Below are 26377 nucleotides of genomic sequence, written 5' to 3'. Positions count from 1 at the left end.
GCGTGATCTGATCCTGAGATTGAGCAAAAGTTCGATTTATTCAACAAAGCCGATCGAAAGGTAAAAATAAGGGGCGATAAGACGTAATGAACGTCTGGAAAGCTATTTATTTTCCAGAGAATTGAGTAGCGCCGTTTGCTCTGTTGCGGATAACTCTGCGAATGTCAGAATCATTTTTGCCAGATTATCATCAGCGGCATAGAAATAGGCGAGGGGAACATCGAGTGCCTCAGCCAAACGGCTGGCGGTGACGAGATTGGCTTCATGCACGCCTTTCTCATAACGGTTAATTCGGGCGCTTGCTACGAACTCATCAATTCCGGCTGCAATACCCAGCCCTTTCTGAGACAGCCCCCTAAACAATCGGGCATCCTTGAGACGTTGACTGAAAATATCACGATGTTGCTGACGAGTATTCATAACTACGATATTCGTAGGTATGAAAGGTCTTAGATACTACGTATATCGTAGTTATTAGTTTGGTTAGTGATAACCCCACCTTCTAGGAAGGTGGGGTTGATGACATCTACCTACCAATCCAATGTATCGATAGTTGCTGGATTATGTTTATCGCGTCGACATAAGGCAAAAACATGTCGATATAATCGGTTTTTATCGACATATAATGAGGAATAATTTAAGGCGAACTTTGTGATCAATCACGTTGTAAGTCAGCCTGCATAAAGCCTTGCCATGAAGTGACGCAGGTAAGCCATCTTAGCCTGTCCAAATTCACGCCGGTTTTTAATAAGCACGTTCCGTATGTTTTCGCCGCGTGAGCAACCTCCGGCATGTTGTTTGCCGTAACCACTATGCTGCTTACTCGAAAATGCATTGTGTGATGACAATAAAAAAAGCGGTGTATTGTCTACACCGCTCTGTTATCAGCAACGGACTAAGAAAGCCCATGCTTCATAACCGTACTCATGAGCATCGAGCACTTTGTTGGATTTCCCCCGCACCTTGCGGTAACGGCAGAAAACCCAGCGGAAACCTTTTGGGGCCGCTTTTTTTACTATAGAACGTAAACTCATTCATAAAACACCTCCTTACTGAGAGAGATTTTTTCCCTTGAACCTCTTCCCCGAAGGTGTTATTTTCGGGTCGTCTATTGAAGTTGTTCACGGTGGTGATGCCTCTCAGTTTCATCACCTAAAAGCCCCTTGCATTGGTTGGCGCCTTGCAGGGGGGTTTTACATTTTTGCTAATTGGTATTGTGCCGCGATAAGCGATACCCCGCATTCAGTAGCGATTTGTTCGGTTGTCATCCCTTTCAAAACGTTAGCATGAGTTGCCGGAACTAATAGTTCTCCGCTAAAACACTTAGCTTGCCATTCGCTACTCTCGAAAGGCCTTATTTTGACACCTGGTGCTGCCCGGGCAAACGCGATGTTCTTATGCATAAGCAAGTGTCCCAGTTCATGCGCTGCAGTCATACGATCTCGACCAACACCATTTAAAGCCCCCTCATAAATATCCTCACGAAGAATCAATAAATGATCCTGAGGGTACGTTAATCCATGTGTTTCGCCCATCTCGTTCACCCCACCGATCTGGAGTTCAAAGTCGGGTATCAACTGGGGCAACGCGAACTCAATTACCTCCATAACAGGAAATTTTAAACCTGTAATGCCGAACGTTGTCCGCAGTGACCTGACAAATGCGCGAATTGACTCGCGGTTTTGTGGGGGTACACGGTAATCTTGTCCGCTCAAATAGCCTCCTACAGTTCTTTCTTATGCAAAATTTGACGTAAATTACGGAAATCTTCTTCACTTAACTCATCGAAGCTGCGAGCAAACGCAATTGCGACTTCACGGGCATTCCCGTTCTTACCTGACAAGCTGATCTCGACTGATTGCTGAGAGTCACGAGCCGCATTGATAAGCTTTTCTTTTTGTTTTTCATCTGCATTGAGATAGCCAATGATGCTATCAAGTACGGGTTTAGTGACAGCCCTTTTACCAGTTTCAATTGCTGAAAGATAAGACGAAGTCATCCCCATAGATTCAGCCATGCTTTTTAGCGTTAGGCCGAGGTCTATGCGCATTTTTCTAACTGTCTTACCAAACGGCGTTAACATAGTTATATCCTCACTGATTACTGGTTCAGCAAGCGTGTTGGAATGCTTGCCTATTATTATATTAACGCAAATCACAAAATTAATCAACTTATTTTTGTTGATTAATGTTCTTTTGTAGGTGGTGTTAGTTATCTTTTAACAGATGAAGAATTTTAAGTTTTTGGAGTTTCACTTGAACGTTTAATAATGGAGTGTACCGCAAATCACTGCGTAGCTTTTTCATAGGTACACCTTTGTGTGCACGGTAATCATGCGCTTTGTTGCTTCTCTATGATAGTCAATCATCAAAAATGCCCTGAAAATAGGGCATTATATGAGCAGTTTAAGCGATACGAAAATCACTCAATATTTTGGATCTGTTTATTGAATATGAATAAAAGGTATTAGAAATTAGCTTGTTAGTAGCATTTTGTCTGTGGTTGCGGCGGTTTACTACCCGATGTACTACCCGTTTGGGGTGTTGATGGTGAGCTAGACGCTTTAACTAGCATTGCTTTAATTAATATACTGATATACAGGAATTTTTCACTAAAAAATATTATTGTGTTCTTATTGGGGGAAACGTTTTTTCGAGGAGAAAATTATTGATTTTGTACAAAAAGTTGTGTAAATCGGGACAAGGGTAACTAACATAGTCGGCATTTTTCTCAAAAATTCGTTTATCATGCTAGGCTCTGTTGAGATTATATTTGGTTGGCGTAGTGAAATAGCAGGATGATTTTTGTAATGAGGAATAAGGAATGTAATATGAATATTTTCATTATACCTAGAGATCAGCGTATTCCTCAGTCAGGTTTTAATACTGCATATTTACATATTGACCGTTGGAATGATTATTCGTTTGTTACCATGTTTCATCTCTGTTTGCATGATGAGAAAGGAACTATGCATGACATTGGGAATGTGAAAATCGGATTTCAAGGGCAGACAATAGAAAAAAATACCTACTCAATGTTAGAAAATAAATTTAAGTGTTTACCTGAGGGGTATTTTTCATTAGGCCAAGATGTAGATTATTATCAGAGAATATTTTCTCTATCAGAGAGTATAAAAAATTTTTTACTCAATGCATTAAAAGATATTGTTTTTGACCAGAATTTATTTACTCTTGCGCAGGACGAGGATGTTTTTAAAACCTCATTGTTAAGGGATGTTAGTTTATCGGTAATTAAAGGGCAATTTGTTCGTGTATTAGCGGGGAACCCCCCACTCACAAATTTTGAATTCAAATTTGTGCGACCAGAACAAGAGAAAATGTCTAAAATTGAGCTGATATTCAAAGTAAATGTTGAGTCTAAACCAAGTACCAATATACATGCAATAATTGGTAGGAATGGAGTGGGAAAAACAACGTTATTAAATGGAATGATTGAAGCAATTACTAGTAAAGGTCAATCAGAAATAAAATTTTATGATATTGAAAGTTGGAGTGAAGATCCGATTGGCAACGATTATTTCAGTAGTTTAGTTTCAGTCTCTTTTAGTGCATTTGATCCGTTTGAACCTCCGCAAGAACAACCTAATCCTTCTCTCGGTACATGTTACTTCTATATAGGTTTAAAAAAGAAAGATGATAATCTAAAAGGGCTCCATGATATTCATGAAGAGTTTATTCAAGCTTTAGTAGCTTGTTTTAGTCAAAAAAACAAACGAGATAGATGGCTAAATGCAATACATACATTAGAATCTGATGAAAATTTTGCATTCATGTCACTAAAAGATCTTATGTGTTGTTCTGATAAAGAATTATATGAAAAAGCTTTAAAAACGATAAAAAAAATGAGCTCAGGACATGCAGTGGTACTATTAACAATAACTAAGTTAGTAGCTGTAGTTGAGGAAAAAACTCTTATTTTAATTGATGAACCAGAAAGCCATCTTCATCCACCGTTGCTATCAGCTTTTATTCGATCATTAGCTGAGCTTTTAAATGATAGAAATGGCGTGGCTATTATAGCGACACATTCTCCTGTTGTTTTGCAAGAAGTTCCTAGGTCTTGCGTATGGAAAATTAATCGAGTTGGCTTAGTCAGTGCTCCTCGTAGACCAGACGTCGAAACATTTGGTGAAAATGTCGGTGTATTGACAAGAGAAGTTTTTGGTTTAGAGGTGACAAAGTCTGGTTTTCATGATTTGTTGGTAAAGTCGGTTGAAAATGGGGGAACTTATCAAGAAATTGTTAAAGAATATCATGAGCAACTTGGTTTGGAAGCAAGGGCAATATTGAAAGCTCTGGTTACTCATCGCGATAGGGATACTGACTGATGATGCGGTTAACGAAACCAATTTATACATGTGAACAAGCAATAGATAATTGTATTTCAGGTATCACTGGAAATAAAGTTTTATTACAGAAATTAAATAATGCTAAAAAATTTTTGAAAATTCAAGCCAATAATTATGTAGCATCTGCTATTTTGGGGGAGTTATACACAATACAGTCGCTTCTCTATCAGGATGATGTCGATCCCATTGTTTTAGGGGAATTAAAAAAAACTGATTTTCTGAAAATATACAGTAATTATTTTGTCAAAAAAGATAAGCCAGGGCGTGTTATTTATGATGCTATGATGGCCGCGGCGAATGAAAAATGTCCCTTTTGTGGTGGTATTGGTCGACCTAGGAACCTAGATCACTACTTGCCAAAGGCTCATTATCCTCAATTTTCTGTGTTACCTATCAACTTGATTCCTTCTTGCAGAGATTGCAACATGGATGGTAAAGGTGATGATTTTGCTCGTACAGAAGAAGAACAAATCATTCACCCCTACTTAGATGATGTGCGTTATTTTAATGAGCAATGGATTTTTGCTCAATATATTGTTGGTGAAGAAGGAGAGCCCGGAGTGTTCAAGTTCTTTACTCGTCCTCCAGAGCATTGGGAAAATGTACATAAGCAGAGGGCAGAAAAGCACTTTAATGATTTTTGCTTGGATGTGAGATTTTCAAAAGAAGCAGGAGCTAGGTTTATTACTTTACTATCACAGATACAAGCATTGACTAGACTGGGTTTGTCCATTGAAGAAATAAAAAATTCTTTAATCAGACCCGTTATTAATTCTGCACCTTTTGTTAACTACTGGGAAAGAGTGATGCATGTAGCTTTGTTAGATAGCCTATAATATATTATAGGAACGATCATTTGATAAAGAAGTTAACTTATAACTTTCATCTCAAGATTGAGATGTTATATACGAATAATTTCGATATGTGCCCGTGCCCGTTTCAGTTTTCTTCTTCTTTTTTAATTTCTTTTTGAAGGAAATTATAGAGTTTTTCTAAAATTTCATCGTTATTTTTACTCTCTAGCCCAAGTTGATAAAATCCTATACAAGCGGATAATATGGCTTTGCTTGTTAGTTCACTATATTTACTAGCATATAACGGCTCTATATCTCTGTATAAGGACCATGAGCCATGAACGATTTTAGACCGAAGCTTATACATTTCCTGTGCTACGCTATACCATTTCTCAAATTCACCGTGATAAGCACTAACTAACATAGCTACGCGATTCCTGAAATTTAATGAAATATTATCATTGTTTTTTTCACTAGAAAGGCTAACCAATCGCTCTAATGCTGTTGTTAGCTTAATTAACTTTGAACTTTCATCTTTGTCTTGAAGAGCACTGCTAAAAAAATAAATTGCATCAATAAGCCTATCAGTTATAACAGAATCATCTTTGGGTTCGATAGCTAATTTAATGACCTCATTCAAAACAATACCTAAATCCCCACCGATATCTTCTTGGAATTTTATCCAGAACTTATCGCTCCATAATATTCTTCCCTTACTGGAGAAGTTATAAGAAATATTTTTATCATCTTTCTTGGAAAAATAAAATCCATTATAATTTGGGAATGGGTTGAAGGATAAAGAGATCAACTCGGGTGATATCCCATAATGTTCACTGAACAAATGTAAAATCCCAACTATAAAATTTGCAATTTGTTTTGAAAACCGTATTCTGCTTTCTTTAGAGCGTTTGCTTATCGTTACTTTTAAGAAATGCTCAAAGGCAAATGTATGTGCATCGCAAAAATTTTTAGCTTTAGAAATGATGGAGATTTCTATATTTTTTTCTGCATATTCAAAAACTTCACATCTTGGGAGTATTTCTGACGGTCCAATGGCCACTTTTCTTTTCCCTAATCCATGAGCTAGAATTGGGAAATAAAAATCTTCACTTATCATTTTTCTCTTTGCTAACTTAACAGCATCATTTATTATTTTTGTATATTTATTTTTATCGAATTCATTTTTATTTATGAAAATATTATTATATAGTGAATCTCTCAAGTCACTATATAATTCTGATGCGGTGACTAACATTTCCAGTTTATATGATTTTATTTTTCTTTGTGCGATTTTATATAATCTATTATTAGATTCACATGATAGATAAATTTGTTTTTTTTGGGTCCTTAGGCGTTATTTCATTAGCGTTGTTTGGTGTGTCTATAATCATACCAATAGGACCATGTTTTCCATTGTATTCCTTTTTTAGAAATTCAATGGGGTGTTCTGTATTCAGTCCTTTTTTAATTCTGATGGCTTCTGAAATGATAAATTCAAAATCATTTAGATCTTCTTTGGTTGCACTCATAGTAGTATTCTCTTAGCCTAAAATAAGATGTTAATATCATTATATTTATTAATAACATATATTTTATGACTGAGTGGACTTACTTACCACCACATTTTATTTTTTTGTTCTACTGTTAGTAGACCCTAGTGCTCCTTACTGGATTTCTATGGAATAGAAGTCCAGTAAGGAGCCAACAAGCGCAGCGCGTTAGCCGCTTGATATACGGATTTTAGCGCAGTAAGTTGTCAGTGTTACACCGCTGCTGCAAGCAGCACTCCCATGTTGCCACGACCTTCAAGGCAACGCGCAGGACCAACCTGTGTGGTCGATCCCAACCCGCCTCGCTACCAGTTTGCGCGTGATCGCTGTGGCGATGGTAGCAACCTTATCCCAACGCCTTAGGGCTGCATCCCGTTTGTTCTTTGTGAAGCAACTGCTTTTTGTATACGTACTGATGCGTACAACACCCTTTATAGCTGGCGCAACCGTCTGCGGCCTTTTACTGCCTCAGCCTAGCTTACCCATGAGGCAGCGGCGTCACTTCATACGGCGTAAAGCCGTTGCAAGTGACGCCGCGAACGATCTCTGCGCCAGCCCTTACGCCACAGCGCTTTCCGGCGCGACCTGTCATCTGACGCACATTTTCTGCGTCAATTCTCATCGACCCACTTATCAGAGGAGGACTGAACCGATACCTGAGGCAGGCTTTCAGCCTGAGGGGATTACCCTGCTGATGCAGGCGGCTGCACCGAGTGCATAACCGATATCCCCGTCATACCTCAACCGCTGCCGCTCCGGCGCGCAGGTATTGTTCAGCGCGGCACGGTAAATCCGTGTCGTAAATCGCCGTGCGCCGGAGAACAGAGGTTATTGAGGATGAGGGGATAGCATATGTCACGATTAAGCCGGGAGATGCAAACGCTAGTCCGACAGGCTGGCGGCAGCCATACCCGGTTTCAGCAACCGGGAAGCCAGCTCACTGGTGTCGATGGATTTAGGGCATGGAGACGGGCGCGGGCAGTATGTGCAGCAAGTCTACGGTAGAACGGCGTAGGCTCTTTCCTCTGGCTGGCTCATCAGTTCACGTTATTCAGGCAACCCCGCCAGCCAGGGGAAAAGATCAGATTCGCGCAGAGGTGGGGAATTAAGTGTTATCAATGTGGTACTGGTGGGGGAACCCGGCCCAAAAAAACCGGGTTCCCCCACTATCCACGTATATAGCGGAGTCAGGTGGGGAGAATGACCAAAAACCGCATGCTGACGGGGTTGAACGCCAGATCGTCGTTTTCTGGTGGGGGAAAACATGATCCGTCTGCAAGTCGGGTGAAAATGGGGGAAGTCAGGCGGATTTTTTTCTGATCTGCTTGTGGCGTTCAATCAGGTTACCTTCTTCATCGAAGTAGCGGCTCGGCCAGATCTCCGATGGATGAATACCTAATGCCTCCGCGATCAGAAATTCGCCTTTCGGCCACGGGCGGGTAAGCACGTTCGCCAGCGTTGAAGAGCTTAATCCTGCCTGCCGGGATACCGCTGCCATCGTTATCTTTTTCTTGTGTAACGAGGCAATTATGTCTGCCGGATGCATATCAATTTTGTTAGTCATGCTTCCTCCTTGCTCGTAGAGACAGAATAATTTTTCAACATCAATACTAAGTAATACTTAGTACATTTTCAACAGGCAGACATGAAAATCACCGCTGGTTATCCAGTCGGTCGGGATTCTCATGCTGCCATATCGTTTGAAGGAAGCCAGATTAAAAGCCGGTTTATCGCAGCAGCAGCTTGGTGTGCTCGCCGGTATCGATGAGGCGACGGCCAGCGCACGGATGAATCAGTATGAGCGCGGCGTGCATACTCCTGATTTTGAACTGGTGTGTAGATTAGCCGCTGTGTTGAATACCCCTGCCAGTTATTTTTATACCGTTGAAGATGATTTAGCGGAAATCATCCTTACTTACGCCCGCCAGAAAAATACCGACGCTTTTTAAATCTCTCCCTTTCTGGATTTAAGCAATAAAAACGCGTAGTTGAGAAAGCGTCACTAAGTAATGCTTAGTATATTTTCAATAGGTTAGCGTGAAAACTACGGCTTACATATCGTGTAAGTCGGGATCCCCATGCTGCCATATCGTTTAAAAGAAGCCAGACTAAGAGCGGGCCTGTCGCAACAGCGGCTTGGGGTTCTGGCGGGTATTGATGAAGCCACGGCCAGCGCGCGGATGAACCAATATGAGCGCGGTGTGCATACGCCTGATTTTGATCTTGCCTGCCGACTGGCGGCGGTGCTTGATGTTCCTGCCTGCTATTTTTATACCGTCGAAGACGATCTTGCCGAAATCATTCTGAATTATCACCCTACGAAAAAATAGCGCTTGTCCACGTTATTGCTCTGTTCGTTCGAAACGCTGTGCAGCTCGTTGTTCTCAATAATCGGCTTAACGAGGTCTGCCAGTTTACAATGCGCTTCCCGCCGCTCCTCAAAGTAATCATACCGATCGTAAATGCCTTCAACGCCTTTCAGCTTATGATTAAGGCACCGTTCGGCGACATAGCCCGGAACGCCTAACGCGGCCAGTAGGCTGCGGCAGGTGCGGCGCAGGTCGTGTACGGTGAACGGTTCAAGTTCACCCATGCGATTGGGCGGTTGAATTTTTCTTCCCGGTTCGCGGCCGAAAAGTTTGGCGATCGCCCGGTTGAGGGTATCGCTGCCCATATGCGGCGAACTGCTGGCCCGGCGGTTGGGGAATACATACGCTGAACCGCAGGCGCGTATCTTCAATTCACGCAGCCATTCCCGCGTCAGCGGGGGTAGGGGAATGACGATAGCGACGCCCGATTTGCTCCTTGTCGCAGGCAGTTCCCACGTTGCGTCTTCGAGGGAAAATTCATCCCATTGGGCTTCGGTCAGTTCGCTTTTGCGTACGCCAAGCACAATCAGTAATGCGCAAGCCAGATAGTTATCGCGAGTGAAGCTGTCGCTCTGGCTGCGGAATACCTGAAAAACCTGCGTCAACTCTTCCAGACTCAACGCCCGATCGCGGCTTTTTTCAATGCCGCCCGCATCATCCACCTTGAATGCCGCCGCCGGGTTATGGACGAGAAGCCCAAGTTTTATGCCGTGATTAAACAGTTGTTTCAGGTACATCAGCGCATCGTTGGCGGTGCAGGGCCTGCCGCTGGCGGTGATTTGCTGGATGATGGCGCGTATGTCCAGCGGTGTGACCTTGCCTAACGCCAGCTCGCCAATGTGTGGCGCGATCTCTCTGGCGAAGATCCGCTGTGGGATATGCGGGTGCTTAAGGCGTCGCACCAAATCCTGTTTCCAGTCGTTAAACAGATCGTTGACGGTATGGATTCTGGCGGGGCGATTGCGTTTACGTTCGGCGATGGGATCGTCGCCTTTCCTGACCTTCCTGCGGGCGTCTTCGGCCTGAGAGCGGGCTTCCGCCAGCGACAGATCGGACGGCTTGCCCAGCGTGAGCGAACGGCGTTTGGCGTTCAGGGTATAGCGCAGCATCCAGTAAGGTTCGCCGCGCTGTGGCAGCATCAGATACAGCCCCTGTCCGTCGTTGTATCGTCCGGGACGGCTTGCTTTCAGGATGGACTGTATGGCTTTAACGGTCAGATTTCCCATGTCCTGCCTCCCTAAGATATCCCGCCAGCGCCCGTCAATCGTGGCCTGTGAGAAAAAGTGGGTAGTACAGGTTATAAAACGAACATTTTGGCTTGTAAAGCGAGGATACTACCCAATGTACTACCCACTTGGCAGTGGATTTCGGTGGATTCGGGTAGCACGCGGTAGACGTTGATGGCAACAAAAACGCCCTGAAAACAGGGCGTTGTGGCAGTTGGTGGAACAGGGTGGAAATTATTCGATATTTTGGATCTGTTCCCGCATTTGCTCGATCAGCACTTTCAACTCAATGGCTGATGCGGTGACGTCGGCGTTGATGGATTTCGAGGCCAGCGTGTTCGATTCGCGGTTGAATTCCTGCATCATGAAGTCGAGGCGGCGGCCGACGGCCTCTTCTTTTTTCAGGATTTTGTAGGTTTCTTTGACGTGAGCGTCGAGGCGGTCAAGTTCTTCGGCGACGTCGACGCGCTGCGCCATCAGCACCAGTTCCTGTTCCAGACGGTTATTTTCCAGCTGTACCTGCGCATCTTCCAGCTTGCTTTGCAGGCGTTCGCGCTGCCATAGCAGGATGTTCGGCATCTGGGCGCGTACTTTGACGACTTCGGCGCTGACGCCTGCCAGACGCTGTTCGATCAGCGCTTTCAACGCGTTGCCTTCGCTTTCACGCGCGGCGATGAAGTCATCCAGCGCGCCTTCCAGCGCGGTTAGCAGTTCGGCGCTGATCGCGTCCAGATCTTGCTCTTCTGCCGACATCACGCCGGGCCAGCGTAGAATATCAACCGGGTTGATCTCCCCTTCGTCACTCTGCATTTTGACCCAATTGGCGGCATTAACCAGCTGTTTCGCCAACTTTTCGTTCAGGATAAGCGCACTTTGTGCGCTCGGGTCGAGTTCAAAACGCAGGTTGCATTCGATTTTTCCACGGGTCAAACGGGCGCGGATACGCTCACGAGCGACGGGTTCGAGGCTGCGGAATTGTTCCGGCAAACGAAGATAGGTTTCCAGATAGCGCTGGTTAACGGAACGCAGTTCCCAGGCTGCGCTTCCCCAGTTGCCCTTGATTTCTCGGCGGGCGTAAGCGGTCATGCTGCGAATCATTGGTGCATACCTGTAAAGCAAATGATGAGAAGGATTATAGCGTTGCGCCCCCGTGGGGGATAGGAAAAACCGTCCGTGGTGTGGTGTCTGTCGTGAGTCAGGCGGCGTAAAGCAGGGTCTCATTCTGTCTGGCAATCTCCCGACAGCGGTTTTTCATCATCTGTTTCAGTTGCAACGTCGCTTGTGATTGTGGGTTATCACGACGGCTAATCAGGGTGACTTCAAAAGGCAGTGGCTGGTCGATAGGGACAATTTTGAGTTGATCGGCATAGCGGCAGGCGGTAAAGAGATCAACGATGCCTGCGCCGCCGCCCGCCAGCACCATATCGGCAATCACCGAGTAGGTTTTGATGTAGAGTGAGGCCGCTGGCTGTAGCGCCTTGTCGCGCAACGCACGGTGTACCACCTGACCGAGTGGGTCTTGATGCTGCATCATCAGCAGATTGTTGTTGCACAGCCATTCCAGTGACACTGGGCCGTTCACTGGGCTGTTCTTCGGCAACAGGGCGACCATCGTGGACTGGAACAGCGGCTCCGCCAATAGTTCAGACGGCACCTGCTGACCAAAAATCAGCGCGAAATCGAGCTGATTTTGCAGGATGTTCTGGCACAGCGTGCTGAAGTGTTCAGTGACGAGTTCGACGTTAACCAACGCTGCCTGCTTATGAAATTCCACCAGCGTTGGCGCGACAATCATCTGCCCGAATGCGTGCGCCGCACCCAACCGTACAGAGTGGGCTTTGCTGGTTTTGATTTGTTCGGTGAGGGAACTGATGCTTTGCAGGTGTCTGAACAGTTCCTGCACTTTCGGGATGAGGCGCAGCCCTTCTTCGGTGGCGACCATCCCCTGTGTGCGACGCTCAAAAAGGGAAAAGCCCAACTGTTGTTCCGCATGATTCAAAACCCGGCTGACGTTGGGCTGAGAGACGTTGAGCAAACGGGCGGCACCACTAATGGTGCCTGCCTGAACAATGGCCTGGAAGATTTCAATATGGCGTAATCGCATGGTTGCAGGCTCCGGCGGATGCTTTCTGATGAGCATCGTATGAGTAATAACCAAAAGTTCTGCAATTATTACGCCAGGTTATATACCCGTCATACTTCGAGTTGCATGTGCGTTGGCTACGTTACTCGGCACACTCGCGTGTGCCTCTCCCCGTTGGAGCCGCTGCAAGCAGCGTTCAAACCTGCCTATGGCAAGTTTGTCAGTCACCCGAATCACTTACCTGAGTAAGCTCATCGGGACTCCCTCTCTTGCCGCCTTCCTGAAACTCGAATTATTTAGGGTATAAGGCTGCGATGAATGGTCGATAGAGTAGCGATGAGGTGGTTTTGCGCACTATTTTGATGCCCAATACTGGTGCGTTGCACTGATATTGGGCGATCTGTTTCGATGTGCTGGCAAATTAACGATAGATATCGACGGTGGGTTCTTCGCCCACGTAACCATAGCCGCGGTACATCCCCTCGCTGTTGAACGGCAGGGCGATGTTGCCGGCTTTGTCGACGGCAATCATCCCGCCGCTGCCGTCCATTTGCACGAGTTTCTCCATCACCACGCGATCGCTGGCCTGTTGTAGCGTCAGCCCGGCGTATTCCATCAGTGCGGAGACATCATAGGCGGCGACGGCGCGCATAAAGACTTCGCCCGTCCCGGTGCAGGAAACGGCCACCGTCTGGTTATTGGCGTAGCAACCTGCGCCGATGATGGGGCTATCGCCGACGCGTCCAGCCTGTTTGTTGGTCATACCGCCCGTTGAGGTTGCCGCTGCGAGATTCCCCGCGCTGTCGAGCGCGACTGCGCCGACGGTGCCGAATTTACGGTCGGGATCGATAGGGTCGTTCTGGCCGTCGTGGTCGAGAATGACGCGGCCTGAGCCGGCCTGTGCATTATGCAGCTGCTGGCGACGTTCTTCAGTGGAAAAAAACGTAGGATCAACCCTTTCCAGACCGTGTTGTTGTGCAAAGGCTTCCGCGCCGTCGGCGGTAAACATCACATGCGGGCTGGCTTCGAGCACGGTACGCGCCGCCAGAATCGGGTTGCGGATATGGCTGACGCAACTGACTGCACCGGCATCCAGCGAACGTCCGTCCATGATGCTGGCGTCCAGTTCATGGGTTTCCGCGTGGGTGAAGACCGAGCCGTGTCCGGCATTGAAGAGCGGACACTCTTCCAGCAGACGGACGGCTTCCGTTACGGCATCCAACGCGCTGCCGTTTTCAGCCAGAATGCGTTGTCCGCTGGCGACAATCTCGGACAGCGCGGCCAGATAGCGTTGCTCTTTTTCAGCGCTCATGGCCGAGCGGGTCAGCGCACCTGCGCCACCGTGGATCACAATCACGGGTTTCGTCATGCGATAAATTCTCTTTTCAAACGGTTTACGCCCCCGAAATCAGGGGCGGAGAGATCGGAATCAGTTTTGCGTCGTCGCCAGATAGGAAAAGGCACCCAGCAGGCTGGTGATTTCCCGCATGGTCTGCGCCGTATACCCTACGGTTATCGCATCCAGACGTTCAATGTTCGGCAGCAGACAGAATAGATCGGCCAGTACCGGCTTTGCCACCATCAGTTCGAGACGGTAGGGGGCCTGAATCCGCGAATTCAGCGTGCGGTGCGCATTTTCTACCGCCGCTTGTGCCGCCTCGCGAATCACCTGACGCGCCTGTTCAGTGCTGAGGGATTCGGCTGCGTGTTGCGAAATGGCGCGCTTGACGCAGGCGTAACGAGTGTCGGGATAGTAGCGGGCGATCCAGCTCTGGAGTGTGTCGTCGCCGCTTACCAGCCACAGTGGCGTCTTCTGTTCCACGCCTGCGGCGGCGTAGATGTCGCTTTCGCCCATGATTTCACCGTTGATGCGCACGCGGTAGAAGGCACGGCCGTTGATGGTATGCGACAGCACGCCAAACTCGCCCGCCGCGCTGTGGTAACCGATGAACATCAGGCCGTCGAACTGCTGCTGCTCCAGCCCTTCTACCATTGAATAGCCGCGCGGTTTGCCCTGTACCAACCGGGCGCGGGCATCGATGTTTTCCGCACGCAGGTTAACCATTGCCGCGTGGCTGTCGGCGACCACCACTTCTGTTGCGCCACCCGCGAATGCGCCGTCGATGGCGGCATTCACTTCTTGCTCCATCAGGCCGCGTGCCAGTTGGTATTCCGCGGTGCCGGGGCTGCACTGCTCCGGGCGCATCACGCCAGCGATACCTTCAATATCAGCAGAAATAAACACTTTCATAATCAGTTTCCTACGGAAGAATGTCCTAACGGATAAGCGTTTCGGCCAGCCGGTCTAACGCCTGTGGCAGCGTCGAGCGATGGTGGCCGCGAAAACCGGTCACGGCGTCTGCCTGAAGCATGGCGTCGAGCACCGCGTGTTCGGTGGCGTCGGCGGCGGCGCTTAACAGCGGTTCAAGCTGCGCGTCCTCCGGCGGTTGTGGCTGTGGGCAAGTGGAGAAGGCGACGGCGATATCGCCAGAGCCGTGTCCCCAGTAACTGCCGAGTCGCCCTAATCCTGCGCCCGCACGTTTGGCGATGCGCTTGAGCTGGCGTGCGTCAAGCGGGGCATCTGTCGCCATGATAATGATGATCGATCCCGCGTCTTGCTGCGGTGCGAGCTCCGGCAGGAGGGGAGCGATAGCGTTCCCCATCTGTACGCCGTCCAGCGTCAGCGAGGAAAGCGTGCCGAAGTTTGCCAGCACCAGCACGCCGAGCGTGGCGTTTAACTCGGGGATCAGACGCGATGCGGTGCCGATGCCACCTTTCAGGCTAAAGCAGCTCATACCGCGTCCGGCGCCAACGCTGCCGCGTGTGAAGCTGTCCGCTGCGTCGTCCAGCGCTTGGCGCGCCATATGTTCCGTGACGGCCAGCGCCTGAATGTCGTTCAGCCAGCCGTCGTTGCACTCCAGCGCCAGCGGGTTCACCGTCGGCAGCGTGCGACCCAGTTCAGGATTACGGGCTATGGCATCGCGCACCAGCGCAGTAAACAGCGTGCCGATTGCCAGCGTATTGCTGAGCAGGATGGGCGTTTGCAGCAGCCCCAACTCCTCAATCTGTACCAGTCCGACGGGTTTGGCGAAGCCGTTTAGCACCGCCGCGCCGCAGGGCAGCGGGCGGGTGAACAGATTCTCACCGGGCGGCACAATCGCCGTGACGCCGGTTTGCACTTCGCCCGCCGCCAGCGTGCAGTGGCCGACGCGCACGCCTGCCACATCGCTAATGCTGTTATGCGGCCCGCTGGCTGAGCGCGGTGTACCCAATTGCCGCGTCGTTTTCCAGCGTTGTAGCAATAGAGCCTGCTGCTGTTGATAGTCGTTCATCGGGTGATCGCCGTGCATCGCCGTCCTCAGCTTTTCAGTTTGGGATCGAGCGTATCACGCAGCGCATCCCCGAGCAGGTTAAACGCCAGCACGGTGAAGAAAATCGCCAGACCGGGGAACACGCTGACGTGCCAGGCACCCGCCATCATCAGGCTGCGGCTCATCGCCAGAATATTGCCCCACTCGGGTACGTCCGGCTCTGGGCCGAGGCCGATAAAGCTCAGCCCTGCCGCCGTCAGGATGCTGGTGCCGATACGCATGGTGAAATAGACGATGACGTTAGGCAGCGTGCCGGGCAGGATGTGTCGCATCAGTACGATGCGATCCGGCGCACCGGCGCAGCGTACCGCTTCCACATAAGCCGCCTGTTTCAGCGACAGCGTAGAGGCACGCACGATGCGGGCGAAGACCGGCACGCTGAAGACGGCAACGGCGATAATCACATTATTCAGGCCAGGGCCGAGGATGGCGACGACCGCAATCGCCAGCAGCATGCCGGGGAACGCGAACAGAACGTCGGAACCACGCATGATCAGCGTATCGACCCAGCGGCCGTAGTATCCCGCCAGCAGGCCGAGCACGATGCCGACCAGCATCCCCAGCGTGACGGAAAAGATACCGATATATAACGAGATGCGTGCGCCGTAGATGATACGGCTCATCACATCACGTCCGAGATCGTCGGTGCCCATCCAGTGCGCCGCCGACGGTGGTGACGCCAGCGATACCCAATCTGGCTCCATCGGATTCCACGGTGCCAGCCAGGGGGCGAAAATCGCGACCAGTACCAGCAGCAGAACGAAGCTGCTGGACACCAGCGCCATCGGGTTACGGATAAAGACCTGAACGAAATCGCGCCACGGCGAACGTATCGTCTCTTCATCAAGCGTGGCTGCGGCCACGACGGGTTCGGAAGGAAGGTTCATCGTGTCTCCTAACGTAGGCGAATCGCCGGATTGACCACCGCGTACAGCAGGTCCACCAACAGATTAATGACAATAAATTCAAACACGAACAGCATTACCAGCGCCTGAATGACGGGCTGATCTTGCGTCTTGATCGATTCAATCAGCAGCCAGCCCAGACCCGGCCAGCTAAACACGCTTTCGACCACGATAGAGCCACCGAGCAGGAAGCCGAATTGCAGCCCAAGCATGGTGATGACGGGAATCAGGGCGTTACGCATCACATGCTTCCAGGTGACCAGCCGATTGCGCAGCCCCTTGGAACGAGCGGTACGTACGTAGTCTTCCTGCGCGACTTCCAGAAACGCGGAGCGGATAAAGCGCGCCATGACGGCGGCGACCGATGCCCCGAGCGTCAGCGCGGGCAGAATGATGTCGCTGGGCTGATTAAAACCGCTGACGGAAAAGACGCCGAACGGCATAGCCACAAATTGAATCAGCAACAGGCCGAGCCAGAATGGCGGCATAGAAATCCCGCCGACGGCAAAGCTCATCAGCGTCCAGTCCTGCCATTTTCCCCGCTTGAGCGCGGACACCACGCCGATCAGCAGGCCAAGCAGCACCGACCAGACGAAGCCTGCCAGCGCCAGCCACATGGTGGGCATGAAGCTCTTGCTGATGACGTCGATGACCGGTTGCTGTGTACGGTACGTCACACCCAGATCGCCGCTGAACAAGCCGCCGAGCCAATTGACATACTGCTGCGGTAGCGGGTCGTTTAATCCTAGCTGCTGACGGGCGGCTTCCACCGCCTCAATCGTTGCGTCAGCGCCGGCGTAAATACGTGCCGGGTCACCCGGCAACAGCTTGATAAAACCGAACACTAACAGGGAGACCACCAGTAGAACCGGGATCATTTCCAGCAAACGTCGGACGATATAAGCAAACATGGCGTTCTCCCTGACCGATTACTTAAATTCAGCCTGATCGAAGATCAGTGAGCCATCTGCCAGCATGTACACGCCGTCGAGGTTCTTGGTTTTACCGACGATGTTGTCCGGCGTTCCCAGGAAGACGACTGGCGCATCCTGCCAAATTTGGCGCTGGGCGTCGGCGTAAGCGGCGGCACGTTTGTCGGCATCGGCGGTGGCCAGACCGGCGGTAATCGCTTTATCCGCTACCGGATTGCTGTAGTAGGAGACGTTGTACGCGACTGGCACCCAGGACTCGGTGGCAAACAGTGGCCGCAGCGCCCAGTCAGCATCACCCGTGGATGGCGACCAGCCGTTATAGAACAGGTCAAATTCGGCATCTTTCGGATCTTTCACGCCAAACAGCTTGGCGTTACGCATCCCGGAATCCATCGGCGTGACGGTGACTTTGACGCCAACCTGCTCTAACTGTTGTTTGAAGAACTGCGCGCTACGGATGTAGTCGGTGCGGTTCGTTGTCCACAGTTTCAGACTCAGGCCGTTGGCGTAGCCCGCTTCTTTCAGCAGCGCCTTGGCTTTCTCTGGGTTATAGGTGTAGTTCGGTGAACTCTGGCGTGCGAAGAACTGAACGTCCGGCGCCATTGCCGAGGAGGCAGGAACCCCCATGCCAGCAAAGCCGACTTTCAGCCAGATGTCACGGTTGATGGCGTAGTTGAGCGCCTGACGCACGCGGATATCGTTAAGCGGCGGACGCAGGTTATTCATCGCCAACCAGAATTGATAAATGCTTGGATCGCGCTGAATCGCCAGCTTGCTGTCGCTTTGTACGGTGGCGATCAGGTCGGAAGGCAGCGGATACACGGCATCGACCTGGCCGGATTTCAGTGACGCCACACGAGTGGAATCTTCTGGTGTTGGGTAGAAGGTCACGCTGTCGACTTTTGGCCAGCCTTTCTGCCAGTAGTTGTCAAATTTCACCAGCTTCACGTCTTTACCTTGCTGCCATTCGGTGAATTTGAATGGGCCCGTACCGACCGGGTGGACGCGCAACTGTGCTTCATCTGGATATTTTTTCAGTGCTTCCGGGCTGTGCATGACGGCGGACGGGTGCGCCAGCGTGTTCACAAAGGCACCGAAGGATTTGTTCAGCTCGATTTTGACCTGCGTTGGCGACAGCACGGTGACGGTTTGCACCATGTTAAACAAGCTGTTGCGCTTCAGGCCTTTGCTCTGGTCGGCCAGACGGTCGAGGTTGGCTTTAACGGCGTCAGCGTTGAACGGTGCGCCGTCCTGAAAGGTGATGCCTTCACGTAGGGTAACGACGAATTCCGTCGCGGTGTCGTTACTGGTATAGCCCGTCGCCAGACGCGGCACCAGCTTCATTTTATTATCGAACTGGAACAGACGTTCGAAGATGCCGCTCTGAATCGAGTAGCTCAGCGTATCCGAGGTATCGTGCGGATCGAGCCCGGTAATATCGGCATAGATGGAAATGCGAAGGTCTTGCGCCTGGGCAACAGCCGCCAGACACAGTGAGAGCCCGAGGGCAACGGCGGAGCGGCGAACGAATGGCTTCATGGTTATCTCTCCTGGTCAGCAATGAACGTGTGTTGTGTGGTGAATACCGTATGTTTTCTGGCTATTTATGTGTCGCTTTTTTATGACGACATCATTTCTATAATGACATCGTGTTTCAGGCGGCCGATTCGTTGTCGGCAACCCAGTGCTGCGGCGCAACCTCTCGGTAGCGCGTTTTGGCGACGGCCTCACCTGCTTTACGCAAAGGAGAGGGAATTTCGCTGTCGTCAAACTGGCGTGTGCCGCGACGGGTGGGATCGGCAATGGGAACCGAGGCCAGCAGGCGGCGGGTATACGGGTGCTGGGGATCGTTAAACACCGACTGGCGTGGGCCGATCTCCACAATCTGGCCGAGATACATCACCGCGACGCGGTTGGCGATACGCTCGACAACGGCCATATCGTGCGAGATGAAAATCCACGACACGCCGGTTTTCTTTTGGAGATCCATCATCAGGTTGACGACCTGCGCCTGAATGGACACATCGAGTGCCGACACGGCTTCGTCAGCAATGATGACCTGTGGCTGTAGCGCCATGGCGCGGGCAATCGCGATGCGCTGACGCTGCCCACCGGAAAATTCGTGCGGATAACGGCGTGCGTGCTCAGGCAGCAAACCAACGCTTTTCAACAGCGCCTGCACCTGCGGTGTTGCTTCTTCCAGCGACTTCACCAGCCCGTGCAGTAACAGCGGTTCGGCGATGGTGAAGCCAACTGTCAGGCGCGGGTTGAGTGAGGCATACGGGTCTTGAAACACCATCTGCATTTCCCGGCGCAGCGGCTGGAAATCACGCTCTTTCATCTGAGAAATTTCGTTGCCCTGAAAATGGATGCTCTCGGCGTCGCTCTGTACCAGACGCAGCAGGGCGCGTCCGGTGGTGGACTTGCCGCAACCGCTTTCCCCGACGATAGCCAGCGTTTCGCCCGGCCAGACGTTGAAATCGATTTGCTCGACCGCGTGAACATGGTGAGTTACGGTGGATAAAATCCCGCTGCGCATTGGGTAATACACTCGCAGCCCGCGAATATCCAACAGCGGCTCGGCGTCATAGCGCGCGGTGACCTGTTCACTATTTTCCGGATCGGCAGCCTGCCCTAGCAGCGGGAAGCGCTTCGGCCAGAGGCTGTCGCGCATGTCGCCCAGCTTCGGTACGGCAGCCAGCAGCGACTGGGTATACGCGTGCTGTGGTGCGGCAAAAATCTGTTCGACGGTGCCTTGCTCCACGATCTCGCCGCGATACATCACCACCACGCGATCGGCGATTTCCGCCACCACGCCCATATCGTGCGTAATAAACAGCACCGCCATGTCGCTCTGTTGTTGCAGGTCGCGCAGGATTTGCAGAATGCGCGCCTGCACGGTGACATCCAGCGCGGTGGTCGGTTCATCAGCAATCAACAACTGCGGGTCACAGGCCAGCGCCTGTGCGATCATCACGCGCTGGCGCATCCCGCCGGACAGCGAGTGCGGGTAGCTTTTCATCACGCGATCGACGTCCGCAATGCGTACCTTGTGCAGCAGTTCACGGGCTTTTTTATCCGCGCTGGGGGCATCGCAGATTTTGTGATCCAGCAGCGCTTCGGTGAGCTGGTCGCCGACTTTCAGCACCGGATTGAGCGAGGTCATCGGTTCCTGGAAAATCATGGCGAGATCGCGACCACGCAGCTTACGGCGTGCCTCTGCTTTCATGCGCAACAGGTCATGCTGCTGGCCGTCGCGTGCGGTGAAACGAAGCGCACCGCGTTCGATGTTGGCAGAGTCCGCCAGCAGCCCCATCACGGTAAGTGACGTCACGGACTTACCTGAGCCACTTTCGCCGACCACGGCGACCACTTCCCCTTTATTCACGGTAAAGGAAATGCCTTTTAGCGCCTGATGCGTGCCGGAACGGCCACTAAAACTGACGCTCAGGTCGTCGATTTCCAGTACAGGTCTGGGGGCGTTACCGGGTGCAGTGGCGGCACCCGCGTGCATGATATCCGTCATGGTCACTCCGGTTGAGGGTTTTAGGGTTACTGTAGTTAGTTGAGTTGCGTCATAAGTTGATTGCGTCATAGCCAGATTCGGCCAAGGTTATAAGTCAGATAAGGCGAGCTGTCGGCGGCCAGCCAGATAGGGCCGTCGAGATCGACATGCTCGGCATCGGCGGCGACGGGCAGAGCGGCTTCCATCGCCATCGACGAGCCCAGTGTGCAGCCGACCATAATGCGCAGGCCGTGAAAGTGAGCCTCACGTACCATCGCCAGTGCTTCGGTCAGCCCGCCACACTTGTCCAGCTTGATGTTGATCATGTCGTAACGACGACGCAGCCCGACGATGTCGCCACTGTGGCGGCAGCTTTCATCCGCGCAGATGGGAATCGGGTGAGCAAAGCGCTGCAAATCCTCATCTTTACCGACAGGAAGCGGTTGCTCAATCATGGCGACCTGATAGGGGAGCAGAGCCGTGGAGAGGCTATGTAAATCCAGCCCGCTCCAGCTTGCTCTCGCGTCAATAATCAATCTGGCATTAGGTGCTGCGGCACGAATGGCGGCAACCTTTTCCAGAATCAGCTCGCGATCCAATTTGATTTTCAGCAACAGGCCGCCGTGGGACACGGCATTGGATGCGGCCGCGGCCATTTTCTCCACGCTGTCGAGCGCCAACGTTTGCGCACAGACCACAGACGTAGGAGGATGAATGCCAAGGCGCTGCCACAGCGTCTGTTTTTTCAATGCGGTGTTGAGCCGCCACAGTGCGCAGTCCAATGCATTTCTGGCCGCACCTGGTGATAAGTCTTTCTGGAGTTGTTCGATGGTCAGGCCGTGTTCTATTGCCTCACGGATCGCTGAGAGCTGGCGACATACGCTGTCGGCGGACTCGCCATAATGGGCGACTGGCGTGCATTCGCCTTGTCCAATAAATCCTTTTTCTTCCAATGCGACGCGGATAACGGTAACCGCGCGACGCGTACCGTTCTCTGCCGCCATAGGACGGGCGAGTGGCAGATTGACGGTTTCAATTTGCATATGCCGCATCATGATTTTTTTCTCATCAACGCTCAGGTAATGAACGGACTATTTCATGATGCATCATCACTGACGAATACTTGTTCATCAGTAGGGTATAACCTCAGGTTATACCCTAAGTTCAAGGTATGGCTTTCTGGTTGCGCTTTCCCGCAACGCGAAGGATTTCGTGTATAATACGTGCCAGTTTTCATTGACCCGCCGGAGATGAGCCATGCGCCCAACAGGCCGAAGTGCACAGCAAGTACGCCCCCTCAAATTGACCCGTCATTACACGAAGCACGCCGAAGGTTCTGTGTTAGTCGAATTTGGCGACACCAAAGTGTTATGCAATGCCACGGTAGAAGAGGGTGTTCCGCGCTTTCTGAAAGGCCAGGGGCAAGGATGGGTCACCGCCGAATACGGCATGCTGCCGCGTGCGACGCACAGCCGCAACGCCCGTGAAGCGGCCAAGGGCAAGCAGGGCGGGCGGACGCTGGAGATCCAGCGTCTGATTGCGCGCTCCTTGCGTGCGGCGATCGACCTGAAAGTGCTTGGCGAATACACCATTACGCTCGACTGTGACGTCTTGCAGGCGGACGGCGGTACGCGTACGGCATCCATCACCGGAGCCTGCGTGGCGCTGGCCGATGCGCTGAACCAGATGGTTGCCAACGGTAAGCTGAAGAAGAACCCGATGAAAGGCATGGTCGCGGCGGTTTCCGTCGGTATCGTTAACGGCGAAGCGCTGTGCGATCTGGAATACGTGGAAGATTCCGCCGCTGAAACCGACATGAATGTGGTAATGACCGAAGATGGCCGCATGATTGAAGTGCAGGGAACCGCCGAAGGCGAGCCGTTTAGCCACGAAGAATTGCTCTCCCTGCTGGCGCTGGCCCGAGGGGGAATTGATACCATCGTTCAGGCGCAGAAAGCTGCCTTAGCTGATTGATTTTTAAAGCGACCAATGGGTCGCTTTTTTTATATTTGAAGACGAGGAGATGCCGTAATGAAAGCCTACCAGCGCCAGTTTATTGAGTTTGCACTCAGCAAGCAGGTATTGAAGTTCGGCGAGTTTACCCTGAAATCCGGGCGTATCAGCCCCTATTTCTTCAACGCCGGGCTGTTTAATACCGGGCGCGATCTGGCCTTACTGGGGCGTTTTTATGCGGAAGCGCTGGTTGATTCCGGTGTGGCGTTCGATCTGCTGTTCGGGCCAGCTTACAAAGGTATTCCGATTGCCACCACCGCGGCGGTGGCGCTGGCAGAACACCACGATCGCGATCTGCCGTACTGCTTTAACCGTAAAGAAGCTAAAGATCACGGCGAAGGGGGGAGTCTGGTCGGCAGCCCGTTACAGGGGCGTGTGATGCTGGTGGATGATGTGATTACGGCGGGGACGGCGATTCGCGAGTCGATGGCGATCATTGGTCTGCACGGTGCCACACTGGCGGGGGTGATGATTGCGCTGGACCGTCAGGAGCGCGGCCGCGCCGATCTGTCCGCGATTCAGGAAGTTGAACGCGACTATCAGTGCAAGGTGATTTCAATTATTACGCTGAAGGATTTGATTACTTATCTGGCGGAAAAACCGGAGATGGCGGTGCATCTGGATGCGGTGAAAGCCTATCGTGAGCAGTATGGGATTTAACGTTGAGTCACGAACCCGCCAGCGCTGTCTGGCGGGTAATCGCGGCGTTTAGTTCAGCTGTGCGGCCAAGAGCGGCCAGCGGGTATCGAATTCCTGCGTTGGACGATAGCGGAATTCCGAGCGAATAAAGCGCGACAGCATCCCTTCGCAAAATGCCAATAGCTGGCTGGCCAGCAGCGTTTCATCATGCTGAAAGCCTTTGCCATCGCGCAGTTTATGCTCGCGTAATACCTGACGCAGTTGGGATTCAATACGCTCAAACAGTTGGTTGATGCGCCCCTGCAAGCGATCCTGCTCAAACATCAGCGCGTGGCCGGTCATGATGCGAGTTAGACCCGGATTCCGTTCCGCAAACCCTAAAATAAGCAGCAAAATCAGACGAAGACGATTAAACGTTTCTTTTTCATCTTGCAGAATCAGGTTAATGCGGGTGGTCAGACTATCCTCGATAAATTCAATCAGGCTATCAAACATCCGCGTTTTACTGGGGAAGTGCCGGTAGAGCGCCGCTTCGGACACGCCGACGTTCGCTGCCAGTTTTGCGGTGGTGATGCGTTGGCTGCCGTCGCTGGATTCCAACATTTGCGCCAACGCCTGCAAAATTTCCTCGCGGCGATTCCTTTTCGTACTTTCTTTTTCTGCCATGTCTGAAAAGACCCTTGCTAAATATTTGACTGACAAGCACCCGGTAGCGCCACAGTCGCGATAGCACGCTGTGGCTTATATGAATTTTTTACACTATGGGGTGGCTGGAGCGCGTTAGCTACGGCCGGAGTGGCCGAAGCCGCCTTCTCCACGTTCGCTGCTGACGAAATCGTCGACCAGGTTAAATTCAGCCTGAACGACAGGCACAAAAACCATCTGTGCGATGCGTTCGCCGGGCTCAATCGTAAACGTTTGTTGACCACGGTTCCAGACGGACACCATCAGTTGTCCCTGATAGTCCGAATCAATCAGCCCAACCAGATTCCCCAGCACCACGCCATGCTTGTGGCCCAGTCCTGAACGAGGAAGGATCACCGCTGCCAGCTCGGTATCGGCAATGTGAATCGCCAGCCCGGTAGGGATAAGCGTGGTTTCCCCCGCGTTGAGTTCAATCGCCTGATCCAGACAGGCACGTAGGTCGAGCCCGGCAGAACCCGGAGTGGCGTAGGTGGGTAACGGAAATTGCTGCCCAACACGTGGGTCAACAATCTTAACGTCGATTTTTTTCATCATAACGGCTGATAATCTCGTCGATTAATTTTTGGCCAAGAAGACGTTTGTCGCACTGCGGTAACGGTACGTCGCCACCTTGCCAAAAAAGGTGTAACGCATTGGTTTCACTGTTAAAACCATGCCCGGAAAGAGAGACGTTGTTCGCGCAAATCAGATCCAACTTTTTACGCGCCAGTTTTTGCCGGGCGTATTCTTCCACATTCTGGGTTTCGGCAGCAAACCCGACAACATAAGGACGATTTTTCGTCATGGCTGCGACACCGGCGATAATATCCGGATTTTTGACCAGAGTGAGAGTCATTTCATCGCCCTGCTGATGCTGTTTTTTAATCTTCTCATCAGCAATATGTTTGGCGCGATAGTCGGCAACCGCGGCACAGCCGATCACAATGTGCTGCTGGACTGCGTGCTTCATCACCGCATGCTCCATCTCCAACGCGCTGCCGACATCAATACGTGTGACGCCCTGCGGTGTGGCGAGCGACACCGGACCGCTTACCAGAGTGACCTTCGCACCACGGGCAGCCGCAGCCTGTGCAATAGCAAAGCCCATTTTTCCAGAGCTGTGATTGGTGATAAAGCGAACCGGATCCAGTGCTTCTCTCGTTGGCCCAGCGGTGACCAGAATGTTCAGATGTTGCAGATCGTTGATGGCAGAAAAATGACGCTGCGCCAGCCCGATAATTTCCAGCGGGTCGATCATGCGGCCTGGCCCAACATCGCCACATGCCTGACTGCCGCTATCCGGCCCCCAGATCGGTAAACCTCGGGCGGCCAGCGTGCGCAGGTTGTCCTGCGTGGGCTCTGCGCGATACATCTGCTGATTCATCGCTGGAACAACGGCGATGGGGGCGGATGTCGCCAGACAAATCGTGGTCAGCAGGTCGTTCGCCATGCCCGCTGCGACTCGGGCGATCAGATCGGCGGTAGCGGGGGCAAGAATGACTAAATCAGCCCATTTCCCCAGCTCGATGTGACCCATCGAAGCTTCTGCCGCAGGATCGAGCAGGTCGTCTGATACCGGGTAGCCGGAAACGGCTTGCAGCGTGAGTGGGGTGATGAACGCTTTAGCGGCAGATGTCATGACAACCCGTACATCGGCTCCGGCGTCACGTAGGCGCCGAACCAGTTCCGGGCACTTGTACGCGGCGATGCCGCCGCTGATACCCAGCACGATTCGTTTGCCGGCGAGCGCATTCAGGCTGGAAAAATCCGTCATCATCATGGTCCGATTGAAAGTCAGAAGATGTGCCATTTTACCATAACCTTGCAGCCAGATAGGAATCTTAAGGTTGTCGCTGCTGTTTACCTAAGAAGATTGCGAAGCGCTTCGCAGCCTTTTATCACCACCATCGTCCTGTTTTTATAGGCGTGACATGATG

At 51.4% G+C, this 26377-nt stretch carries 27 protein-coding genes and 1 pseudogene; 7 read left to right on the top strand and 21 right to left on the bottom strand.

Annotated features, from left to right (window positions below):
• Nucleotides 1-102: 102 nt before the first annotated feature.
• From ACKQAD_RS15075 to ACKQAD_RS15065, 3 genes are all read right to left on the bottom strand, one after another.
• Nucleotides 103-420, bottom strand: a complete 318-nt coding sequence (locus ACKQAD_RS15075) for a helix-turn-helix domain-containing protein (RefSeq protein WP_409160896.1) — start codon at nt 418-420, stop codon at nt 103-105.
• Between the two features lie 773 nt (nt 421-1193).
• Nucleotides 1194-1715 (bottom strand): ImmA/IrrE family metallo-endopeptidase, encoded by a 522-nt coding sequence (locus ACKQAD_RS15070; RefSeq protein ID WP_409160895.1) that lies wholly within the window; start codon nt 1713-1715, stop codon nt 1194-1196.
• Nucleotides 1716-1723: 8 nt separating this feature from the next.
• The gene (locus tag ACKQAD_RS15065; protein WP_349841870.1) at nt 1724-2083 is read right to left on the bottom strand and encodes a helix-turn-helix domain-containing protein; all 360 of its coding nucleotides are present in this window, start codon (nt 2081-2083) and stop codon (nt 1724-1726) included.
• 747 nt (nt 2084-2830) lie between these two features.
• On the opposite strand from ACKQAD_RS15065, the gene ACKQAD_RS15060 reads away from it, so the two are divergent.
• Together ACKQAD_RS15060 and ACKQAD_RS15055 are read left to right on the top strand one after the other, a co-directional pair.
• Complete coding sequence (locus ACKQAD_RS15060) at nt 2831-4348, top strand: AAA family ATPase (protein ID WP_409160894.1); 1518 nt, start codon at nt 2831-2833, stop codon at nt 4346-4348.
• The gene (locus tag ACKQAD_RS15055; protein ID WP_409160893.1) at nt 4348-5205 is read left to right on the top strand and encodes an HNH endonuclease; all 858 of its coding nucleotides are present in this window, start codon (nt 4348-4350) and stop codon (nt 5203-5205) included. The genes ACKQAD_RS15060 and ACKQAD_RS15055 overlap by 1 nt, the downstream gene beginning before the upstream one ends.
• A gap of 103 nt (nt 5206-5308) precedes the next feature.
• On the opposite strand, the gene ACKQAD_RS15050 is transcribed toward ACKQAD_RS15055, so the two are convergent.
• From ACKQAD_RS15050 to ACKQAD_RS15040, 3 genes are all read right to left on the bottom strand, one after another.
• Nucleotides 5309-6418: a hypothetical protein gene (locus ACKQAD_RS15050; protein WP_409160892.1), complete on the bottom strand. Its 1110-nt coding sequence runs from the start codon at nt 6416-6418 to the stop codon at nt 5309-5311.
• Between the two features lie 58 nt (nt 6419-6476).
• Nucleotides 6477-6692 (bottom strand): hypothetical protein, encoded by a 216-nt coding sequence (locus tag ACKQAD_RS15045; protein WP_409160891.1) that lies wholly within the window; start codon nt 6690-6692, stop codon nt 6477-6479.
• Between the two features lie 499 nt (nt 6693-7191).
• On the bottom strand, nt 7192-7335 hold the full coding sequence (locus ACKQAD_RS15040) for a hypothetical protein (protein WP_409160890.1): 144 nt from the start codon (nt 7333-7335) through the stop codon (nt 7192-7194).
• A gap of 291 nt (nt 7336-7626) precedes the next feature.
• Between ACKQAD_RS15040 and ACKQAD_RS15035 the strand changes: the two are divergent.
• Nucleotides 7627-7728, top strand: a pseudogene (locus ACKQAD_RS15035) (integrase domain-containing protein); the annotation flags it as partial.
• 285 nt (nt 7729-8013) lie between these two features.
• Here ACKQAD_RS15035 and ACKQAD_RS15030 read toward each other — a convergent pair.
• Nucleotides 8014-8277, bottom strand: coding sequence for a helix-turn-helix domain-containing protein (locus ACKQAD_RS15030; RefSeq protein WP_039550300.1), 264 nt, complete (start codon nt 8275-8277; stop codon nt 8014-8016).
• 121 nt (nt 8278-8398) lie between these two features.
• On the opposite strand from ACKQAD_RS15030, the gene ACKQAD_RS15025 reads away from it, so the two are divergent.
• On the top strand, nt 8399-8662 hold the full coding sequence (locus ACKQAD_RS15025) for a helix-turn-helix domain-containing protein (protein ID WP_095835285.1): 264 nt from the start codon (nt 8399-8401) through the stop codon (nt 8660-8662).
• A gap of 129 nt (nt 8663-8791) precedes the next feature.
• Entirely contained in the window at nt 8792-9043 is a 252-nt protein-coding gene (locus ACKQAD_RS15020; protein ID WP_136164739.1) for a helix-turn-helix transcriptional regulator, read from the top strand.
• Here the strand turns inward: ACKQAD_RS15020 and ACKQAD_RS15015 are convergent.
• From ACKQAD_RS15015 to ycjG, 11 genes are all read right to left on the bottom strand, one after another.
• Entirely contained in the window at nt 9025-10308 is a 1284-nt protein-coding gene (locus ACKQAD_RS15015) for a tyrosine-type recombinase/integrase (protein WP_409160889.1), read from the bottom strand. The two genes, ACKQAD_RS15020 and ACKQAD_RS15015, sit on opposite strands and share 19 nt — an antisense overlap.
• A 234-nt stretch (nt 10309-10542) precedes the next feature.
• A complete protein-coding gene (locus ACKQAD_RS15010) occupies nt 10543-11406 on the bottom strand; it encodes a YicC/YloC family endoribonuclease (protein ID WP_039278589.1) in 864 nt (287 codons plus the stop codon).
• Between the two features lie 97 nt (nt 11407-11503).
• Nucleotides 11504-12412, bottom strand: a complete 909-nt coding sequence (locus tag ACKQAD_RS15005) for a LysR family transcriptional regulator (protein ID WP_409160888.1) — start codon at nt 12410-12412, stop codon at nt 11504-11506.
• 400 nt (nt 12413-12812) lie between these two features.
• Complete coding sequence (locus ACKQAD_RS15000; protein ID WP_409160887.1) at nt 12813-13760, bottom strand: isoaspartyl peptidase/L-asparaginase family protein; 948 nt, start codon at nt 13758-13760, stop codon at nt 12813-12815.
• A gap of 60 nt (nt 13761-13820) precedes the next feature.
• The gene (locus tag ACKQAD_RS14995) at nt 13821-14642 is read right to left on the bottom strand and encodes a M55 family metallopeptidase (protein WP_409160886.1); all 822 of its coding nucleotides are present in this window, start codon (nt 14640-14642) and stop codon (nt 13821-13823) included.
• A 25-nt stretch (nt 14643-14667) separates the two neighbouring features.
• Nucleotides 14668-15723 carry a DmpA family aminopeptidase gene (locus tag ACKQAD_RS14990; protein ID WP_409160885.1) on the bottom strand — a complete coding sequence of 352 codons (1056 nt, stop codon included), beginning with the start codon at nt 15721-15723 and terminating at the stop codon, nt 14668-14670.
• Between the two features lie 26 nt (nt 15724-15749).
• A complete protein-coding gene (locus ACKQAD_RS14985; RefSeq protein WP_409160884.1) occupies nt 15750-16649 on the bottom strand; it encodes an ABC transporter permease subunit in 900 nt (299 codons plus the stop codon).
• 8 nt (nt 16650-16657) lie between these two features.
• Entirely contained in the window at nt 16658-17578 is a 921-nt protein-coding gene (locus tag ACKQAD_RS14980; RefSeq protein WP_409160883.1) for an ABC transporter permease, read from the bottom strand.
• An 18-nt stretch (nt 17579-17596) separates the two neighbouring features.
• Complete coding sequence (locus tag ACKQAD_RS14975) at nt 17597-19138, bottom strand: glutathione ABC transporter substrate-binding protein (RefSeq protein ID WP_039364073.1); 1542 nt, start codon at nt 19136-19138, stop codon at nt 17597-17599.
• A 115-nt stretch (nt 19139-19253) separates the two neighbouring features.
• Nucleotides 19254-21125: an ABC transporter ATP-binding protein gene (locus ACKQAD_RS14970; RefSeq protein ID WP_409160882.1), complete on the bottom strand. Its 1872-nt coding sequence runs from the start codon at nt 21123-21125 to the stop codon at nt 19254-19256.
• Between the two features lie 65 nt (nt 21126-21190).
• Complete coding sequence (gene ycjG / locus ACKQAD_RS14965) at nt 21191-22156, bottom strand: L-Ala-D/L-Glu epimerase (protein ID WP_409160899.1); 966 nt, start codon at nt 22154-22156, stop codon at nt 21191-21193.
• Nucleotides 22157-22361: 205 nt separating this feature from the next.
• On the opposite strand from ycjG, the gene rph reads away from it, so the two are divergent.
• Both rph and pyrE read left to right on the top strand, forming a co-directional pair.
• Nucleotides 22362-23078: a ribonuclease PH gene (gene rph / locus ACKQAD_RS14960; protein ID WP_132457240.1), complete on the top strand. Its 717-nt coding sequence runs from the start codon at nt 22362-22364 to the stop codon at nt 23076-23078.
• 57 nt (nt 23079-23135) lie between these two features.
• Nucleotides 23136-23777, top strand: a complete 642-nt coding sequence (gene pyrE, locus ACKQAD_RS14955) for an orotate phosphoribosyltransferase (protein ID WP_409160881.1) — start codon at nt 23136-23138, stop codon at nt 23775-23777.
• A gap of 48 nt (nt 23778-23825) precedes the next feature.
• Here pyrE and slmA read toward each other — a convergent pair whose 3' ends face one another.
• The 3 genes from slmA to coaBC all read right to left on the bottom strand — a co-directional run bounded on the left by slmA (nt 23826) and on the right by coaBC (nt 26250).
• Entirely contained in the window at nt 23826-24422 is a 597-nt protein-coding gene (slmA, locus tag ACKQAD_RS14950; protein ID WP_039347914.1) for a nucleoid occlusion factor SlmA, read from the bottom strand.
• A 114-nt stretch (nt 24423-24536) separates the two neighbouring features.
• Entirely contained in the window at nt 24537-24995 is a 459-nt protein-coding gene (gene dut / locus ACKQAD_RS14945; protein ID WP_409160880.1) for a dUTP diphosphatase, read from the bottom strand.
• Complete coding sequence (coaBC, locus tag ACKQAD_RS14940; protein ID WP_409160879.1) at nt 24973-26250, bottom strand: bifunctional phosphopantothenoylcysteine decarboxylase/phosphopantothenate--cysteine ligase CoaBC; 1278 nt, start codon at nt 26248-26250, stop codon at nt 24973-24975. Before coaBC ends, dut begins: the two co-directional genes overlap by 23 nt.
• Nucleotides 26251-26377: the final 127 nt, after the last annotated feature.

The organism is Pectobacterium artocarpous, from assembly GCF_046159765.1.
In the GTDB taxonomy this organism is placed as follows: domain Bacteria; phylum Pseudomonadota; class Gammaproteobacteria; order Enterobacterales; family Enterobacteriaceae; genus Pectobacterium.
The sequence above is the reverse complement of the archived record's forward strand: the minus strand, read 5'-3'. Positions and strand labels throughout refer to the sequence as shown.

Excerpts from the sequence above, each read along its gene's own strand:
- ACKQAD_RS15075 (WP_409160896.1), bottom strand. The coding sequence starts at position 420 with ATGAATACTCGTCAGCAACATCGTGATATTTTCAGTCAACGTCTCAAG.
- ACKQAD_RS15065 (WP_349841870.1), bottom strand. The coding sequence starts at position 2,083 with ATGTTAACGCCGTTTGGTAAGACAGTTAGAAAAATGCGCATAGACCTC.
- ACKQAD_RS15060 (WP_409160894.1), top strand. The coding sequence starts at position 2,831 with ATGAATATTTTCATTATACCTAGAGATCAGCGTATTCCTCAGTCAGGT.
- ACKQAD_RS15055 (WP_409160893.1), top strand. The coding sequence starts at position 4,348 with ATGATGCGGTTAACGAAACCAATTTATACATGTGAACAAGCAATAGAT.
- ACKQAD_RS15050 (WP_409160892.1), bottom strand. The coding sequence starts at position 6,418 with ATGTTAGTCACCGCATCAGAATTATATAGTGACTTGAGAGATTCACTA.
- ACKQAD_RS15045 (WP_409160891.1), bottom strand. The coding sequence starts at position 6,692 with ATGAGTGCAACCAAAGAAGATCTAAATGATTTTGAATTTATCATTTCA.
- ACKQAD_RS15040 (WP_409160890.1), bottom strand. The coding sequence starts at position 7,335 with ATGAGAATTGACGCAGAAAATGTGCGTCAGATGACAGGTCGCGCCGGA.
- ACKQAD_RS15030 (WP_039550300.1), bottom strand. The coding sequence starts at position 8,277 with ATGACTAACAAAATTGATATGCATCCGGCAGACATAATTGCCTCGTTA.
- ACKQAD_RS15025 (WP_095835285.1), top strand. The coding sequence starts at position 8,399 with ATGCTGCCATATCGTTTGAAGGAAGCCAGATTAAAAGCCGGTTTATCG.
- ACKQAD_RS15020 (WP_136164739.1), top strand. The coding sequence starts at position 8,792 with ATGCTGCCATATCGTTTAAAAGAAGCCAGACTAAGAGCGGGCCTGTCG.
- ACKQAD_RS15015 (WP_409160889.1), bottom strand. The coding sequence starts at position 10,308 with ATGGGAAATCTGACCGTTAAAGCCATACAGTCCATCCTGAAAGCAAGC.
- ACKQAD_RS15010 (WP_039278589.1), bottom strand. The coding sequence starts at position 11,406 with ATGATTCGCAGCATGACCGCTTACGCCCGCCGAGAAATCAAGGGCAAC.
- ACKQAD_RS15005 (WP_409160888.1), bottom strand. The coding sequence starts at position 12,412 with ATGCGATTACGCCATATTGAAATCTTCCAGGCCATTGTTCAGGCAGGC.
- ACKQAD_RS15000 (WP_409160887.1), bottom strand. The coding sequence starts at position 13,760 with ATGACGAAACCCGTGATTGTGATCCACGGTGGCGCAGGTGCGCTGACC.
- ACKQAD_RS14995 (WP_409160886.1), bottom strand. The coding sequence starts at position 14,642 with ATGAAAGTGTTTATTTCTGCTGATATTGAAGGTATCGCTGGCGTGATG.
- ACKQAD_RS14990 (WP_409160885.1), bottom strand. The coding sequence starts at position 15,723 with ATGAACGACTATCAACAGCAGCAGGCTCTATTGCTACAACGCTGGAAA.
- ACKQAD_RS14985 (WP_409160884.1), bottom strand. The coding sequence starts at position 16,649 with ATGAACCTTCCTTCCGAACCCGTCGTGGCCGCAGCCACGCTTGATGAA.
- ACKQAD_RS14980 (WP_409160883.1), bottom strand. The coding sequence starts at position 17,578 with ATGTTTGCTTATATCGTCCGACGTTTGCTGGAAATGATCCCGGTTCTA.
- ACKQAD_RS14975 (WP_039364073.1), bottom strand. The coding sequence starts at position 19,138 with ATGAAGCCATTCGTTCGCCGCTCCGCCGTTGCCCTCGGGCTCTCACTG.
- ACKQAD_RS14970 (WP_409160882.1), bottom strand. The coding sequence starts at position 21,125 with ATGACGGATATCATGCACGCGGGTGCCGCCACTGCACCCGGTAACGCC.
- ycjG (WP_409160899.1), bottom strand. The coding sequence starts at position 22,156 with ATGCGGCATATGCAAATTGAAACCGTCAATCTGCCACTCGCCCGTCCT.
- rph (WP_132457240.1), top strand. The coding sequence starts at position 22,362 with ATGCGCCCAACAGGCCGAAGTGCACAGCAAGTACGCCCCCTCAAATTG.
- pyrE (WP_409160881.1), top strand. The coding sequence starts at position 23,136 with ATGAAAGCCTACCAGCGCCAGTTTATTGAGTTTGCACTCAGCAAGCAG.
- slmA (WP_039347914.1), bottom strand. The coding sequence starts at position 24,422 with ATGGCAGAAAAAGAAAGTACGAAAAGGAATCGCCGCGAGGAAATTTTG.
- dut (WP_409160880.1), bottom strand. The coding sequence starts at position 24,995 with ATGATGAAAAAAATCGACGTTAAGATTGTTGACCCACGTGTTGGGCAG.
- coaBC (WP_409160879.1), bottom strand. The coding sequence starts at position 26,250 with ATGGCACATCTTCTGACTTTCAATCGGACCATGATGATGACGGATTTT.